Origin of the sequence: Pseudoalteromonas sp. BSi20311 (assembly GCF_000239875.1) — a bacterium.
Classification (GTDB): domain Bacteria; phylum Pseudomonadota; class Gammaproteobacteria; order Enterobacterales; family Alteromonadaceae; genus Pseudoalteromonas.
Window position 1 is genome coordinate 1 of sequence record NZ_BADU01000133.1, and the last position, 15,248, is coordinate 15,248.

General features: G+C 37.0%; 13 protein-coding genes and 1 pseudogene. All 14 read right to left on the reverse strand.

Annotated elements, in window-relative coordinates:
• Positions 1 to 177: 177 nt before the first annotated feature.
• Positions 178 to 984, reverse strand: a complete 807-nt coding sequence (locus P20311_RS13725; RefSeq protein WP_008113889.1) for a hypothetical protein — start codon at positions 982 to 984, stop codon at positions 178 to 180.
• 65 nt (positions 985 to 1,049) lie between these two features.
• Positions 1,050 to 2,339, reverse strand: a complete 1,290-nt coding sequence (locus P20311_RS13730) for an HD domain-containing phosphohydrolase (protein WP_036985212.1) — start codon at positions 2,337 to 2,339, stop codon at positions 1,050 to 1,052.
• Entirely contained in the window at positions 2,251 to 2,745 is a 495-nt protein-coding gene (locus tag P20311_RS13735; protein ID WP_138922263.1) for a hypothetical protein, read from the reverse strand. Before P20311_RS13735 ends, P20311_RS13730 begins: the two co-directional genes overlap by 89 nt.
• Before the next feature lie 30 nt (positions 2,746 to 2,775).
• On the reverse strand, positions 2,776 to 3,591 hold the full coding sequence (locus tag P20311_RS13740; RefSeq protein WP_008113894.1) for a methionyl-tRNA formyltransferase: 816 nt from the start codon (positions 3,589 to 3,591) through the stop codon (positions 2,776 to 2,778).
• 180 nt (positions 3,592 to 3,771) lie between these two features.
• On the reverse strand, positions 3,772 to 4,254 hold the full coding sequence (locus P20311_RS13745; RefSeq protein ID WP_008113896.1) for a nuclear transport factor 2 family protein: 483 nt from the start codon (positions 4,252 to 4,254) through the stop codon (positions 3,772 to 3,774).
• A 28-nt stretch (positions 4,255 to 4,282) separates the two neighbouring features.
• On the reverse strand, positions 4,283 to 4,768 hold the full coding sequence (locus P20311_RS13750) for a DUF4440 domain-containing protein (RefSeq protein WP_008113898.1): 486 nt from the start codon (positions 4,766 to 4,768) through the stop codon (positions 4,283 to 4,285).
• A gap of 21 nt (positions 4,769 to 4,789) precedes the next feature.
• Positions 4,790 to 5,314 (reverse strand): cytochrome c, encoded by a 525-nt coding sequence (locus tag P20311_RS13755; protein WP_008113900.1) that lies wholly within the window; start codon positions 5,312 to 5,314, stop codon positions 4,790 to 4,792.
• Between the two features lie 63 nt (positions 5,315 to 5,377).
• Positions 5,378 to 5,743, reverse strand: coding sequence for a hypothetical protein (locus P20311_RS13760; RefSeq protein ID WP_008113902.1), 366 nt, complete (start codon positions 5,741 to 5,743; stop codon positions 5,378 to 5,380).
• A gap of 32 nt (positions 5,744 to 5,775) precedes the next feature.
• Positions 5,776 to 7,619: pseudogene (locus P20311_RS19540) on the reverse strand (2Fe-2S iron-sulfur cluster-binding protein).
• Complete coding sequence (locus tag P20311_RS13770) at positions 7,619 to 8,251, reverse strand: hypothetical protein (protein WP_008113907.1); 633 nt, start codon at positions 8,249 to 8,251, stop codon at positions 7,619 to 7,621. The pseudogene P20311_RS19540 and the gene P20311_RS13770 overlap by 1 nt, the downstream one beginning before the upstream one ends.
• 96 nt (positions 8,252 to 8,347) lie before the next feature.
• Positions 8,348 to 11,485 (reverse strand): efflux RND transporter permease subunit, encoded by a 3,138-nt coding sequence (locus P20311_RS13775; RefSeq protein ID WP_008113909.1) that lies wholly within the window; start codon positions 11,483 to 11,485, stop codon positions 8,348 to 8,350.
• 18 nt (positions 11,486 to 11,503) lie between these two features.
• The gene (locus tag P20311_RS13780; protein ID WP_008113911.1) at positions 11,504 to 13,318 is read right to left on the reverse strand and encodes an efflux RND transporter periplasmic adaptor subunit; all 1,815 of its coding nucleotides are present in this window, start codon (positions 13,316 to 13,318) and stop codon (positions 11,504 to 11,506) included.
• Positions 13,318 to 14,775, reverse strand: coding sequence for a TolC family protein (locus P20311_RS13785; protein WP_008113913.1), 1,458 nt, complete (start codon positions 14,773 to 14,775; stop codon positions 13,318 to 13,320). Before P20311_RS13785 ends, P20311_RS13780 begins: the two co-directional genes overlap by 1 nt.
• A partial coding sequence (locus P20311_RS13790) for a DUF411 domain-containing protein (RefSeq protein ID WP_202945609.1) occupies positions 14,775 to 15,248 on the reverse strand: 474 nt, incomplete at its 5' end. The genes P20311_RS13785 and P20311_RS13790, both read right to left, overlap by 1 nt.

Here is a 15,248-nt window from a genome sequence, read left to right on the forward strand (position 1 = left end):
GCTACGACAATATTTTTTTGAGTTGGTGAAACCGATGCGATTTGTGAATTCTTTGGGTGATGATTCGCATGTTCATCTTTCCCTTGCTGAGCAAATGATGCAGTGCAATAAAAATATAAGGTAACCCAAAGTGATAGAGTAATAACTGTTTTACTAAAAAAGAAATTCATCATAGACCTATCCCTTACTATCAAATTCTTTTGATATATTTATTTTTTTAATAAGTTCCACTTGTTGCGGCAATAAAACGTCTACAGATTGACCGACCATCTCGATAAATGATAATCGTAGTGTTGAATTGACAGATGCTATTTCTGAAAGAGTATCTCTAACCTCATTTAAATTAGGCATTCCTGAAGCGGTCTCTTTCCACAAACGCTTTTCGAGTTGTTCACGCAGAGTAACTTTTTCTCGTTGAGTAATTCCCCATTGCTGCTTTATGTTAAACAATTGTTCAACCTGCCCTGAAGTCAGTTCAAGTTCAGATACATAATCTAAAAAAAAGTCGGTTTCACCAAGGTGATATAGGTGTGGTGCATCTTGATAGCCGGGTAAAACATCAGTCATGGTAGATAACGAGCCTTGTTTTTCTGGTAAAGGTTTGGTCCCCATCATTGATTTGTTTTTCATCATCATTTTACACATTCTGCCCATACAGTTTTTTTTCTTGGTCATCATACCCATTTTATTTCGCCCCATTTTTTGGTTAAGGCTATTAGAGGTATCATTTTGATTTTTCACCTGGTTATCTCCAGTTGTTTCAAGATCATTTGTAGCGCTTAATTTAGCAGTTTGTTGTGCTGGCAATGTTTGTAAGTTCTTATTCATTTGCTGAAGAGACTTTTGAATGCTGGTAAAGTTTTTATCTTGATAACTCTTTGATTGATTATCTACCGTTGGCTCTGCTGCACTTATGCATGAAGGCAACAAGGGAATGAAGACAATTCCAATGTAGTTATATATTTTATATTTAGGAAATTTCATTTGTTGTACTCCATTAGTGCTAGATTCATAACTGTTTTATTTAAATGATTTTGAAGAAAAACAACCTATTCAGGCATGTGCATAATTTTTTCCAGCTCTTCCATATCGATCAATTTATTTTCTGGTAAATCTATATAACGTGTTGAATAATATAAGCATGTTCCATTTACTTCTTTCCTCAATAATTCTTCCCTTTCAGATGAGTCAATTTTCCTTTTGAGCAACAGAATAAAGTCATCTCCAAATAGCCTAAATACAAGGTGGTTTTCTTCAAATTTTTGAAGAGAATTTACAATTTCTATAAGCTTCTCATCACCCTTATTCCAGCTATGTTCTGAGTTATATTTCGAAAAATTATGCACTCTAATTAGCAAAACATGTCGATATTTGTTTAATTCTTGTTTTTGTTTTGACAATAAAAGCTCTAAGTACCTTTGATTGTATGCATGTGTCACATTATCTTTATAGAAATATGAGAAACGTTCATGCTGCAAATCAGACTCTGGTAACTGCGATATTTTACGATCTATTTTAACGTTTGATAATGCGTTAATCGCAGACTTTACAATTACAGGGTTAAATTGTTGTCCACTTAATTTAGAAATTTCTTGAATTGCTTGTTGTACTGATTTTCTACCTTTATAAATTCTGTCTGTGGTCATAGCATCAAAGCCATCAGCAACCGTGAGAATTTGAGATAAGAAGGGAATCTCGCCTCCTTTTAAACCTTGGGGATAGCCAGAACCATCATAATATTCATGATGATGTCGAACTATTTCTGCTAAATCTTTATAGATAGATACTTTAGAGAGAATTTCATAACTGGTTGTTACATGGTTTTTAATAATTTTATATTCTAAATCACTCAACTTCCCCGGCTTTAATAAAATAGAGTCTGGCGTAGATATTTTACCTATGTCATGTAGCATCGATGCTCTGTAAAGTAGCTCTTTTTTAATTCTCGAAACATTTAGCTCTTTAGCAAGTAACATCGCATATTTTGCAACTCTTCGGGTGTGACCAGCGGTATAGCTATCTCGTTTCTCTAATATATCGACTAAATTAAAAACGCTTTCTTCATAATTTCTTAGTTTTTTACTTACTGCACTACTGGTTTTTTTATAGCCATAAATGATTGCAGCTAAACCCAACACCCAGATTATTCCGATATTTCTAATCATACTCCATGTGTGCAAATAGGCATCTGAAAGATATCGATTCATATTAACCGAAACAAAATAACCTCCGAAGTAACCATCTTTTTTCTCAAGTCCTACTAGCCTGCAAATTTGACAGTCTTGATCTACAGCTCTTGGCTCTACAGCTCTTAAAAAAAGAGCTTTGACCTTTCTCATCAATAAAATAAGTTGTCTCGTTTCTATCGATTAAGACTCCGACTAGTTTTTTTTGCCATTCATCTAAAAAAGTATTTTGGTTACTAACATTTGAATTTTCTTGTACAAAGACTAGAGAAACTTTTGGTTTCTCTATACCAAGTTCAATAGATACGACGCCACTATTAGATTCAAGTCCTTTTAAATCTAATTGTCTTGATAAGCTCATATCGTTAATTTGGTAGTCATTTATTAATAGTTTTATGGTCGCATCAATGTGTTCAATTGCAGAAAAAGCATCATCTTTAGCATTTTTAACCGCACTTTTTTTTGATGATATGATTAAGTTTGCAGTTAGCGTTGTAACAATAATTGTCCAGATAACCACAACGGTAAGTGCAACTTTCTTTAACGGTTTCATTTTCATAATCATGCTCTACATCCAATTACAATTACGTTAATCAATCAAAGATAACGAATATTTGTGAACACAAACTATCCCATCACTTGAGCTGATAACAAGTAAATATTCATCTTCATATATAACTTTTCCTGCGTCATAATGATGGCCGTATTCTACAGTTTCTAGATGTTTGGCATTCCAAAGACGGTTATTAAGTTTAAGAACTACCCCAATAAAGCCATAACTGCGAATCTTGCTACTTATGTGTTGTGTTGATTGTTTCCAGTCCAGCATCCGCTCTGTTATGTCTATGAGTGGAAAATATGAGTATTCAGATTGAGGCTTAGCATTTTCATAGTGACATTCGACATCAGAAAGGAAGGTTTTTAATAAATTTACCGCTTCAATATGCATTTTGACCATGACTGTCGTGATAGATTCATTCTTTTGAATGGGAACATCTGATTGAAGAATCACGTCTCCACCATCTACCACATTTGTTAATTTATGAATTGTTACGCCAGAATGTTCAGGATATTTTAATAGATATGGTAATGGCGTTGGCCCCCTGCCGTTTGGTAACATTGACGGGTGTATGTTAATAGCGTACTTAACATTGGTTTCAGGTAATATGTGTAGATACTCAGCTACTATGAACATTTCTACACCCATGGAAATCAAATGTTCAAGCTCTTCACTCATAGGCTTATTTTTGAACAAGGGAATTTGATGCGTTTCGCACAATTTTGATATAGCCGAAGACGTAAAATCGGGCGAGTTAATGTAAACTCTTTCAATTTCAAAGCCGTCCTTAATTAAATATTTTAAGCACGAAGAAAACATATTATTGCCGAAGTAAACTATTCTCATAACCCGAACCTCAACTCAAAAAAAAAGCGGTGTGATAATTATCAATAGGACCTAAAGTGACGTTAAACTCGTAAAAACTTAAGTATTTTTTCTTCTCTATTTTTTTCACTTAAAGTCCTATTCCATTCATTTAAAGGCTTAAACTAGCCAGTCAGCATGCCGTGTAGTTTTAAACAATTATCACTTATTATCTCTACTAGACGAGTGGGTATGCACAACCTTCCAGTTACCATTTATTTTGCGAAATAAGAATGTTTGAAATCCTTTTTTGTCGAATGTTTTGCCACTTTTATTCACTTTGCCCTTTATACGTGTGTCAGCAATTGCCCACGCAAAAGATTTATCATCGCCCTCAAAGTGAACTTCTATTTCACTAAAACTCAATTTTAAGTATTCCAAAGCATCCTTTTCAGGCTCTACGTGATGCTCGACTAGCGAATCTAACCCTGCATTTTGTCCTCCTCCTTCGATATAACGTGCCCCCTCAAAATCTAAAAAGTTACGTCGAAACGGCAATCCATCACCATTTTCCCAGCCATACTTGATGCTTTTAATCACATCAACAATCGCCTTTTTGTCTTTATTACTATGATCTCTATCATCATGAGCCACAGCCGATATACTGATGATAAGTGCAATAAAAGTTGCAATAAATTTTCTCATTTTTAACCTCTGAATTATTATGTTTAAATTAATGGGACCAATGGATATGAGCTATTTTCCATTTTCCATTTTTTTTCATAAGTATCATACTTTCCATACCTTCACTTTTCACGTCTTTTCCTTGAAACTCTCCGGTTAACTTTGTTTTGGATATTGAGTAAGCTATTTCCCCCATCTCCCTGACTTCATGTTCAAGTATTTCTACTTTAAGTTGAGCCAAATATTTCATGTCAGCCAGCATGTGGTGGTTTGCATAATCATCGGCTGAGCGCTCTACTCTACCGCCCTCATATATAATGACATCATCAGCTAAAAAGCCGCGTGCTTTGCTCTTATCGCCACCCTGTATGGCTTGGTGAAATTGCATAACGACTTTACCTGCATCACTTGTTAATACGGTCAATTCACCACGTTTACTTGTATTATTTTTTTCGCTTGCATGAGCTATTGTAACATTGCTCATGGTTAAGAAAATTAACAAAGCCGCTGTTACTATTATTTGAATTATTTTCATTTTTATTCCTATCTTTAATAATTAATCTATTGCCGTTAGCACTTGATATTGCTCGGGTGTTAAAGTCGGTAATCGTTTAATAAAAGCAACCATGGCCCATATTCTTTCATCACTGTGAGTTTTCCCCCAAGCTGGCATCCCTGAAGCTTTTATGCCATGTTTAATCACCCAAAAATTCTTCCTTGCAAGCTCTTCATCAGTACCGTGTTGATGAGTTTCATGCGAAATACTTAAATTAGGTGGTTGAGGATACAGCCCAATGCTCATATCACTTTCTTCTAATCCAGGTTTTAGATGACAGCTTGAGCACATATATTCATAATCTGCTCCTCCCATTAACAACAACTCAGGACTTTCCAAATCAGGTACTTTGATATGTTGAGCCGATTTCTTTATGGATGCCTCCCTAGTTTCTTCAAGAAGCCAATAAACAATATCACTGTGAGGTTCATCTGCGGCTACATTCACTATCCCTGAATACATGACAGTGGCTGCACTAGCTCCTCCCAATAGCAATAATATCAATAAAATTTTAAGAGCTTTCATAACAATTCCTTACTTTAAAAGTCACTTAATACGAGCTTCAATTAAGTGACTTTTAATATTTAACTAATGGTTCTGGTGATCATCACTATTAGCCTTTTTATTTTTCTTTTTTTCCATTTTACTGTGATCCATTCCTTTCATTTTACTGTGATCCATTTCTTTCATTTTGCTGTGATCCATTTCTTTCATTTTGCTGTGATCCATTTTCTCCATTGAAGATTTTGATTGCTTCATACACTTTTTCATCATTGCAACTGCAACAGGGTCTTTCATATCCATCTTGCTATGATCCATTTTGCTACAATCAGCTTTTTCTGCTTTTTTTGCATGCATTTTCGGATCATGAGCGGATGCATTCATTGATAAAGTAATTGCTGGTACTAATATCAAAGCGATTTTGCCTACAGTTTTAATAAAGTTAGTTTTCATGGTTCTCTCCTACGTTAGTGATTAAGTTTAATTTAAGTAAATTCATCGAATGCAATATTAGTTGCATCAACATTCTTAGTTTTCAAAAGATTTATCGTTGCTGACATCATATTCGGTGGGCCGCATAGATAAAATTCAACACCATCAATTTGACAAATTTTGTTAATTTTTGATGTGAGTAAATCTTGAACATACCCCTTTGCTCCTGACCAGTTCTTATGCGGCCTAGACAAAACAGGGTAGTAAAAAAGTTTGTATATTTTCTAGAAAGCCTGTAAAGCTCATCTTTATATAACAAGTCCTCCTCAGTTCTAGCACCATAGAAAAAATAGATACCTCTAGTTTCCTTTCTTTCTTTTTGGTAGAAGCACAATTGCTCTTCAATCAATGATTTCAATGGTGCCATTCCAGAGCCTGCTCCGATAAGCATCATTGTTTTATTACTTGAAGGTTTAGCGTGAAAATCTTCAAATGGACCAGCCGCTTCTATTGTTTGCCCTAGCCCCAAATTGCATATGTAGCTAGAACCTACACCGGGATATATACTTTTATTTGGAGCATTTTGAATTTTGACGGTAAACTTTAACTCGTTAGTACCAGCTTCAATCTGCCCATCACCATTAGCTAGAGAATAGCTTCGACTACAAGCTTGATGCTCATACTCTAAATACTCAATATCACGCCAATGGTATTTGAAAGCGTCAGGAAGACGCGCTGGTATAGATACTCCTTTAGCTGGTGGTATATAGAAGCGAAGATGAGCACCTGCTTTGAATTTTAATCTCTCACCACCAAGCACTTTAAAACGCAACTCTTTTATATAGGGACTAATAAACTCACTATGCGTTAATTCAAGAAGGTATTTTTTGGCTTTAGTAACATCAATTAATGTTAACCTCTTAGTTTCTGTTGCATCATGTTGACAAGCCAATCTGTAACCTTGTTGCAATTGTTCCTTTGTTAAAAGTACATGCTCTGCTGAAGTGACTTTGACACTGCTATCAAGACGTACTTTACATTGCCCACAAGTACCGCCACAGGTTGATGACAAAGCAATATCATGATCAATTAAACCGTCAAGTAAGTTGGTATTAGTAGCTAAATCGAATTCCCCGATAGGCTCCAGATCTTTATCAAATAGCGCCAAAGTTCGACTTTTGTTGCCAAAGCGAACTTTGTATTGACCATTAAAGAGCAGCTCAATAGTCCAGATAAAACCAGTTAAGGAAAAGAAAAGCGTGAAAAGAGAAAATAAAATGATTTGAACATTATTGAAGCTTCCTTCAGTGCCATAATCCATAAAGTGAAGCATAAAGAAAATATCAACAAACCGTTTATCATCATTAATGTGTTTAATTATTCGACCAGAACCAGCATCAATATAAACGCTAGTTTGAATATAATCAGCATAGTTAACTTGCCACACTTCATTTTGCTCACGAGGTATATCTTCATATGGAGGTGATAATTTAACTGCATTTTTAATCACACCTTTACCATTGTAGGAAGATTGGGCCAGTTTTCTAACCATAGTTTCATCAATAACGACTGGCTCAGCGGTGTACGCATCAACCAAAGAGTAGTCATTGTCAAAATGGCTATATAAACCTTTATTATGAGTTAACAAATAGTAAGGGTGCTCTAATAGTGATATTTGTTTTAACGATACGACTTGTTTTGATTGAGATAAGACAAGCTGTGGTTCAACTAACCTATTAATATCAACTTGGGCAACAACGGGAGTTTGTTTATATTGATTTCCTGAAGCCTTTTGATGATCCATCAAATTAAAATATAAGCCTGTTCCTAACCATACTAGTAGTTGTAGGCCAACCAACAAGGATAGCCACTTATGTAGCTTTTTAAGGAACAACATTATCTAGCTACTCCCATACTTTTATCTAATGTATTTTTTGCTCTGTTTTTGAAAATAACAAAGTAACTCAATACACCACCAGTAATTGCCGCAAAAATAGAAAAAAGTGTGAACCAAAAAAGTAGTTTATTACTTGGATCTTCTTCTTCGTAATCCATGACATGCAAACTAAACATCAAATCAAAGATTCGCCAAAATTCATGTCGCTTACTGACAAGCTTTCCTGTTTGAGCTGAAACATATATCGACGGACTGCCAAAATCATCAAAGTTAACCCGCCAAGCAGGTAATGCTCGACGGCTTAATTCAAACGGTGGATTTTCTGTAATCAATTCAGACTCAAGGACCGCACCATCACCACTATAATAGTGTTTTGCAGCGCTAATAGCTACGACTTTGTTTAAGGGAGAAATCTTCTCCCCATTACTAGCATTTACAACATATTTTTCGTCATGCTCTGTAAAACGATAAACGGCTTGGTCTATAAAAACTTCTACGGCAATGTTTTTTGCGTCAGGATATTGCTTAGCTAATGCAGATAATGGGTAAGTAATTTCATCCACATTAACTTTAGCTTGGTGATTAACCGCCAAACTATCACCATGAATATAGTCAATATCAAAAATAACCATATAGGCACCTGATATCGACCAAATCAAAAACTGCAAGCCTAAAAACAACATCAACCACCGATGAAGTTTCCGGCTAACCTTCAACGTTTTCATGCTCTATGCCTTGCTCGAAACATTTTTAATCGATGACGAACGCCACAAATAAAATAATGCAGGTAGAACAAGTAAAGTTAAAATCACCGCACTTAGCATTCCACCAACCATAGGTGCTGCAATACGACTCATCACTTCAGAACCAGTACCTGTGCCATATAATATTGGCAATAAGCCAACGATTATAGCTGCTGCGGTCATCATGACCGGACGTACACGTAAGCCTGCACCATGTAACACCGCTTGAAGCACATCAGCCTTCGTTGGTGAAATATCCTTTGACTGATGATCATTAATCATTTCGTGATAAGCCTGATTCAAATAAACCAACATAATCACACCTATCTCAACAGCAACCCCCGCTAGCGCGATAAAACCAACACCTACAGCGACAGAGAAGTTGTAGCCTTGGATATACATCAACCAAATACTACCCACCATAGCCAAAGGTAGAGTTCCCATGATCATTGCCACTTCAATAACATTTCTGAAGTTCAGATAAAGTAGAATAATAATAATGAACAAGGTTAACGGCACTACATAAGTCAATTTAGCTTTGGCACGTTGCATATACTCATATTGACCAGCCCACGCAATTGAGTAGCCAGCAGGAAGTTTTAGCTTATCTTCAACAACCTTTTGTGCATCAACAACGTAACTACCAACATCCACACCTTCAATGTCTACAAATGCCCAACCATTTAATCTTGCATTTTCTGACTTTATTCCCGGAGGGCCGTCTTCAACGAGCACATTCGCAACATCGCCTAATGAGATCCTTTGCCCATTTGGTGTCACTATTGGTAGCAAAGATAATGTTTCAGGCGAATCACGATAGTCTTGTGGGTAACGTAAACTCACTGGATAGCGCTCTAAGCCTTCAACAGTTTTGGTGACATTCATACCACCAATGGCCGTAGCAACAACCTGCTGAATTTCGCTAATATTTAAACCATAACGGGCTGCTTTAGCGCGTTGTATATCAACTTTAACGTAACGCCCACCAGCTACACGCTCTGAATATACTGATGCTGTTCCAGGTACATCTTTCAAAATAACTTCTAATTGTTTACCGATGTCCTGAATTACCGATAAGTCAGGTCCTGCGACTTTAATACCAACAGGTGTCTTAATACCCGTAGCTAACATATCAATACGTGTTTTTATTGGCATCACCCACGCATTAGTTACCCCAGGGAGCTTAACTAAACCATCTAGCTCTTTTTTCAAACTCTCAGTAGTAACACCTTCTCGCCACTCTGAACGAGGCTTTAATTGAATAAAAGTTTCAATCATTGTTAAAGGCGCTGGATCAGTAGCAGTTTCCGCTCTACCTACTTTACCAAACACAGTTTTAACTTCTGGAACTGTTTTAATCAGCTTATCCGTTTGTTGTAACAGTTGACGTGCTTGCCCTATCGAAATACCAGGATAAGTTGTAGGCATATACATTAAGTCACCTTCATCAAGTGGAGGGATAAATTCACTACCAATCTTGTCAAGTGGATATATACCAATAGCAAGAACTGCCAATGCTGCTACTAAAGTTGTCTTTGGAAAACGTAATACCGTTTTTAGAGCAGGCATATAGATAAAGGTTAAAAAGCGATTCACCGGGTTTTTATGCTCAGGTAAAACCTTACCCCTTATAAAATACCCCATCAGTACAGGGACTAATGTAATCGCTAATGCCGCTGATGCTGCCATTGCATACGTTTTAGTAAAGGCAAGTGGAGCAAACATTCGCCCTTCTTGAGCTTCCAAGGTAAAAACAGGAACAAAACTCACCGTAATAATTAACAAGCTAAAGAATAGAGCAGGACCAACTTCACTGGCCGACTCCACTACTATTTTCCAGCGGTTTTCATTAGTTAACGGTGTTTTTTCCATGTGCTTGTGCATATTTTCTATCATTACAATAGCACCGTCGATCATGGCACCAATCGCAATTGCAATCCCTCCTAGCGACATAATATTCGCATTAAGACCTTGCATATGCATAACGATAAATGCCGTCAATATCCCTACAGGTAAACTCACAATGGCGACTAGTGACGAGCGGACATGAAATAAGAAAATGATACAAACTAGCGCCACAACGCCAAATTCTTCTAATAGCTTATAAGCTAAGTTATCAACAGCCCTTTCAATTAATGCAGAGCGATCATAAACAGGAACAATTTCAACCCCTTCAGGTAAACCTTTCTTCAGTTGCTCTAGCTTTTCTTTAACACCATTAATGACTTGCTGAGCATTTTCTCCAAAGCGCATAACAACGATACCACCAACAGTTTCTCCTTCACCGTTAAGCTCAGCGATACCTCGACGCATTTGTGGGCCAGTCCCAATATCTGCAACATCTTTTAGTAATAGAGGTGTGCCATTTTCATTTACTCCTAAAGGTATATTCTCTAAATCTTCAACACTTTTGAGATAACCAGTTGCTCTAACCATGTACTCGGCTTCTGCCATTTCAACAACAGATGCCCCGATCTCTTGGTTACCTTGCTTAATAGCCATTTGAATATGTGAAAGAGGGATCCCAAATGCTCTTAATTTTTCAGGATTAATTCTTACTTGGTATTGCTTAACCATACCGCCAAGTGCAGTAACTTCTGATACGCCAGGGACAGTTTGCAATTCATATTTTAAAAACCAATCTTGTAAACTGCGCAATTGACTTAAGTCTTGTTGACCCGTTTTATCAACTAAGGCGTATAAATATACCCAACCTACGCCTGTAGCATCAGGTCCTAATTGCGGTCGTGCATTGCTGGGTAAGCTAGGGGCTACTTGACTTAAATATTCAAGTACTCGCGAACGCGCCCAATACAAATCTGTATCTTCATCAAAGATGACATACACGTAAGAGTCACCAAAAAAAGAATAACCTCGAACAGTCACTGCGCCAGGAACTGACAGCATGGCAGTAGTCATCGGATAGGTAACCTGGTCTTCAACAACTTGTGGGGCTTGACCAGGGTAACTTGTTTTAATAATTACTTGCACATCAGATAAATCAGGCAGTGCATCAATAGGCGTTTTATTAACAGAATATAAACCAATGCCTACGAGTAAAAAGGTAGCGAGTAATACAAAAAATCGATTACCAACGGACCAACGTATTATAGAAGCAATCATAATAATCTAACTCCTATATTAGTGGTTTGAATGATCAACAACAGGTGCTTCTAATCTAGAAGTTTCACCCTGTTCATCACCTTGCCCTAGTGGGGCAATTTCAAAAATTACAAAATGTTCACCACGCACTTCAAAAGTAAACTTAACTTCCATCCCCTCAGAAAGTCCTTCAAGGCTAACATTGTGCCCTGTAATGAAATCTAAAGTAGCCGCAGGTCGTCCCCATTTTTCAATAGCAGTTCGACTAATGTTCACCATTCCATGATCGATCATTAACGAGTTAATTGTTCCAGTAACTGTCGCTGACGAGTCATCTGCCACTTCTTCAGTTACTTGGCTTGTATCACTTTCACTCATGTCGTCAGGAACATGGATGTTGCTAATTTTATAATCACCATTATCTTCTTTTGTCACTTCAACATGTAAACTCATCCCTTCACTAAGTAATGAAAAGTCAACGCTGTCCGATGCTATGAAATCCATCGTCATTTCTGGCCATTCCCATTCAAGTATCGCCTCATGAGCTAAAGTTAACATTTTATGATCTGCCATCATGCTCTCGATACTAGCTTGAACCCAAACAGAAGAAGGCATTGAAGCATCCGCTTCATCAACATCGCTATTCATTCGCTTGAAGTCTGAAGACTTACTCGATTCTGAATCTAATAAGAACTGTGCAGAACTAACAACTTTTTCCCCATCACGCACCCCTTCAAGTATCTCAACACTTTCGCTATCGTATCGACCTACAGATACTGCAACCGATTTAAAACTCCCCTCACCTAAGGCGAGAACAACTCTATCTTGGTTTCCTGTTCTAATAAGTGCTTCTTTAGGGATTAATAAAGCTTGTTCGTCACCTGTTGTGTGAATCGCAATTTGAGCAAACATATTTGGTTTGAATTCGCCTTCTTCATTTTTAAAACGAAGACGTACTTTCACAGTACGAGTTTTTGCATCTAGTGTTGGGTAAATATAATCAACTTTTCCTTGCCATGTTTTTCCTGGTAAGTAATCAAGAGTCATGGTTACTGGGGTGCCTGTTTTGACTTGACCCGCTTGGCGTTCAAAGACTTCAGCTTCAACCCACACTTCCGATAAATCACCAATTGACATTAAAGTAGAGCCAGGCTTAACAAAAAATCCTTCACGTATTTTTAAATTTTCCACCACGCCATTTTGTGGAGAATAAAAAGTAATTGTTTGCTGTACTTTCTTTGTTTTCTTAAGTTTTACTATTGATGATTTTGGAAGTTGTAATGCTGACAATCGATTTTCAGCAGCACTAATTAATCGGCTATTTTTACGATCTAATGCCAATAATAATTCTTCTTGGGCATTAACTAATTCTGGGGAATAAATTTCATAAAGGGGTTGCCCCTTCTTAACAGGATCTCCAATAGCCTTAACATATAGCTTTTCAATCCATCCTTGTACTCGTGGATGGATATGAACTAACTTATCTTCATCATAAGCAACATAACCGACTGTATTTATTTCAGTGTGCAATGATTTATAACTAACTATTGCTGTTCTTACACCGAGGTTATTTACAACATCAGGAGAGATACGAATTGTTCCGGGACCTTCATCAGGTCCTTTACCACCATCGTCGTAAACAGGTACTAAATCCATACCCATTGGTGACTTCCCTGGCTTATCTCTTTTGTAGTTCGCGTCCATTGGAGCTACCCAATAAAGCGGCTTCTTTTCAGCCGTTACAACAGAGCTTGCTTCCCCACTATTTGTCGGGGCCATAAAACTATAAACCCCAAATGTTAAAAAGCCACCGATAACCATGCCAATTACTATTGGCTTAATATTGTTGTTCATTATTCTTCTCCCGAAATAACAGTGAAACCACTATTATTTGATAAATTCATATTATTGTTACTAACGACAGGATCTATGCTGCCTATAAAAAGGTAATTAAGTTCTAGTAATAATTTCTGCTCTTCGACATTAAGCGTTAACTCATCTATTTCCGCATTTAATACAGCGATTCGTGAGCGAACTACTTCGGCAAAGTCACCATCATCATTGGTGTAGGCTGTTAGCGAAGCTTCAGCTTGATCATGGATTTGAGGCAGTAGCTTGTCTTTGTATAAGTTCTGTCTATCTTTCAATCGAAGTAAGCGCCCTTTTGCACTGGAGTATGATGCGAGCAATTTCCTCATCAATAATAATTTTTCAGTTTTTATAGCTTCTGTTTTTGAAATAGCTGACTTAACTTCTTTGTCCTGTCTATTATCTGTAAAAAGCGGCAAGTCAAAAGTAACCCCTACAGAGAACAAGTCCGCTCGACTATTTCCCATTGGATCATCATCACGGTAACCATAACTAGCATTAACTCCCCACTCAGGTTTGTATTTTTGCTTTGCCAATTTAATTCCAGTTTTTGTTGATTTAATTTTCTTTTCAACTGCGACAAGTGAAGGGTGGTTAGCAATATACTTTGCCAGTTCACTAGGGCGTAACCAGCTATCTGTAAGAACTATATTGCTATTTACTAGGTCAATTTGAGGTAATTGCTTAGTCAAAACGATATTATGAAGGTTAAAATCATCGTCTACATAAGTTTCACTTTGAGAACTTTTCTCTATAGAAAACTCTGTTAACCATTGAGACAACATACCTTCAAAGCGGTTTTGTTGTTGTCCTAAGACATCTAAACGATCTTCTAATCTTGTAAGCTCCAATTGCGCTCTTACAATATCTTGCTGCCTTGTTTTACCTAAAGTAGACGAATAACTTGCTTCAGCAACATCCGCTAACTGTTCAAAAAGTGTTCTGTTTTTTTCAATTAAAGCAATACTTTCTTGAACTCTGTATGCATCCAACCAAAGGCTACCAACAGTAACAGCTACTTTGGACTCTCGATCTTTTCGTTGATACGGGAATGATTCACTTTCAATCTTGAGTTGTTCTCGTTTAATCAACAATGTATCCCCACGAGGAAACATTTGAGATATGCCAACTTTCGCTTGTGTCATTCCCTCTTGTCCAAAATCAAAGCCATCTGTAGGTAAATTGGCTAACCCTATAGATACTTTCGGATCTGGTAACGTGCCTACGGCTGTACTCATCGCTTCAATAGCATTTTGCTTATGAACATTTCCCGTTAACCATGGATCATTCTTCTGCGCAGACTTGATAGCTTTCTCAAAAGTTAAGGCTGAACTAGAAGTAATAGTAGGAATATCAGCAGAATTTGCAGTTAGCACTGTAAGAGCTAACATACCCGCACAGTATTTCACGCTTAAACTTCTGATATTTTTAAATTTATTCATTAAAACTGCTCCTCATAAGATTGAACGCTAGCATAGACCTCATAAGCGCCCCCTTTCTTAAGTAATAACACTTTATAAGGTTGAAATTTATCACCTACTTCCATACCGGGAGTTCCCGCTGGCATTGCAGGAACAGATAATCCAATAACATCGTCAGCGTGTTTTTCTTTTAAAAATTTATGAATAAATTTGGCAGGAACATGCCCTTCAAATGCATAACCATCTTTTGATATAGCGGTATGACAAGAACGGTATCGAGGCTCTATTCCTTTCTCTTCTTTAACCGCTGTAAAATTTTGATAATTATGGACTTTTGATTCGAACCCTTGCTCATTTATATGGCTAACCCATTTTTTGCAGCAACCACATGTAGGACTCTTATAAACCTCTAAAAGAATAGGATGAGGTTTAGCATTTTGTGTTTTAGATGAAGTCACTGAAACTTCTTCTTTTGAACAACTTGCAATAGCAAT